The organism is Arthrobacter sp. HMWF013, from assembly GCF_003061105.1.
GTDB lineage: Bacteria > Actinomycetota > Actinomycetes > Actinomycetales > Micrococcaceae > Arthrobacter.
This window is the reverse complement of record NZ_QAIQ01000284.1, coordinates 1-2,074: the sequence shown is the minus strand read 5'-3', so window position 1 is coordinate 2,074 and position 2,074 is coordinate 1. Positions and strand designations below refer to the sequence as shown.

Sequence of the window (2,074 nt, the reverse complement as noted above, 5' to 3'; positions counted from 1 at the left end):
CCACCGGACCGGCCGGCGCTGTGACTCCGCCGGTGGCTGGTGTTGAGTCAGCGGCCGAACCGGCTGCTGCTCCGCCTGTTTCCGCACCGGCTGCTGCCCCGCCTGCGGCAACGTCATATTTCGTCCGGACCTTCCAATACCGGCCGGCCGGGACGATCAGCAGGGCAGCGAGGCCCAGCAGGGCACCGGCGACGACGGCGAGGACGGGGAACGCGGTGACGCTCACTTCGGCGCCTCCCCCGGTGATCCCGGTTGCGGCGGCGATGGATCCCTGGGCGGCGGCCAAGGGATCGGCCAGCACCGTGGCGGCCGCGGTGATGATTCCGGCGGCGGCCAGGATGATGATCGCGGTAATGAGGACCCGGGCGATCTTGCCCGCGATGGACGCGGCAAGTCCCCCGGCCAGCGCCACCACAGCCAGGGCTGTCACCGCGGTGGCTGCCTTGCTGCCCTGGACCGGGAGGGTGTTCTGGCCGCCGGCCTGGCCCAGCTGGTCCGGGTCCAGGTTCACGGTGATCCAGGTTTGGGTGGTGGCGCCGAAAACGGCGAGGGCCAGCACCGCAATCAGCAGGACAAGGGTGGGTTTCCGCGCCCAGACCGGCGTCATTCGGCTGCCTGGCTTCCCTCGGCTATCTGGCTGTCCCCGGCGGCGGGGGCGCCGCCGTCGGGCAGTGACTCCACGGAAATATTGTGCAGCGATCCGGCAGTATGGACGGCGCGCAGCGGAGCTGCCGCCTTGTTCACGGTCTCCAGCGCTTCGGTGGGGTTGACCGAATCGGCCACGATACCGCCGCCGGCCTGGACGTAGGCGCGTCCCTCCCGCAGGAGGGCTGAACGGATGGCGATGGCCATGTCCATGTCGCCCGCGAAATCGAGATAGCCCACGACGCCGCCGTAGATGCCGCGGCGGTGCGGTTCAAGCTCGTCCAGCAGCCGGAGGGCACGCGGTTTCGGGGCCCCGGAAAGGGTTCCTGCCGGGAACGTCGCTTTGAGGACGTCGTATGCCTTTGCCGTCGGCGCCAGTTTTCCCACGACTGTGGAGACGAGGTGCATGATGTGGCTGAACCGCTCCACCTCCATGAACTGGGTGACATCCACGGTTCCGGCGACGCACACCTTGGAGAGGTCGTTGCGGGACAAGTCCACCAGCATCAGGTGCTCCGCGCGCTCTTTCTGGTCCGCCAGGAGTTCCTCGGCCAGGGCCTTGTCCGCCTCAACGGTTTTGCCGCGGGGACGTGAGCCCGCGATCGGGTGGGTGATGACTTCTTCCCCGGTCACCGTGACAAGCGCTTCGGGGGACGAACCGACGATCGAGTATTCCCGGCCGTCGGCGTCTTCGAGGCTGAAGATGTACATGTACGGGCTGGGGTTGGTGTTGCGCAGCACCCGGTATACGTCCAGCGGCGAGGCACCGCACTCCATTTCGAAGCGGCGCGAGATCACCACCTGGAAAACCTCGCCGTCCACTATGGCTTCCTTGCCACGGTCCAGGGCTGCCAGGTAGGCCGGCTCGTCCCAGCGTTCCTGGACGCTGGAGGCAAAGTCCAGGGCGGCGGGTTCCAGTACGGAAACGGGCTGCGCCACCGGCGTGCTGATCCGCGTGAGGAGGGCTTTGACCCGTGCCACGGCGTCGTGCCAGGCGTCATCCACCCGCTCTGAGCTGTTGTCAAAGTTGATGGCGTTGGCGATCAGCAGCACGGTGCCGTCATGGTTATCGTGCACGGCCATGTCGGTGACCAGGTTCAGCGCAAGTTCGGGCAGGTGGAGGTCATCTTCCGGTGGGCTGGTGAGCCGTTCCCAGTGCCGTACCGTCTCCCACCCCAGGAAGCCCACCAGACCGGAGGTGAACGGCGGCAGGCCGTCAAACCGGCTGGTCCGAAGTGCCTCGATGGTGTCCCGGATGGCGTCCACGGGGTTCCCGTCCAGGGGCACGCCGGCGGGAGGCTCACCGAGCCAGTGCGCCTGGCCGTCCTTGGTGGTCAAAGTGGCGCGGGACTTCGCGCCGATGAAGGAATAGCGGGACCACGTGCCGCCCACGGCCGCGGATTCCATGAGGAACGTTCCGGGCTGGCCC

Annotated in this window: 2 protein-coding genes; both read right to left on the bottom strand. The window is 67.8% G+C overall.

Features of this window, described 5'->3' with window-relative positions:
- A partial coding sequence (locus tag DBR22_RS11110; RefSeq protein ID WP_108599064.1) for a Trp biosynthesis-associated membrane protein occupies positions 1-607 on the bottom strand: 607 nt, incomplete at its 3' end.
- The coding region (locus DBR22_RS11105) for an anthranilate synthase component I (RefSeq protein WP_108599063.1) at positions 604-2,074 on the bottom strand (1,471 nt) is incomplete at its 5' end. The genes DBR22_RS11110 and DBR22_RS11105, both read right to left, overlap by 4 nt.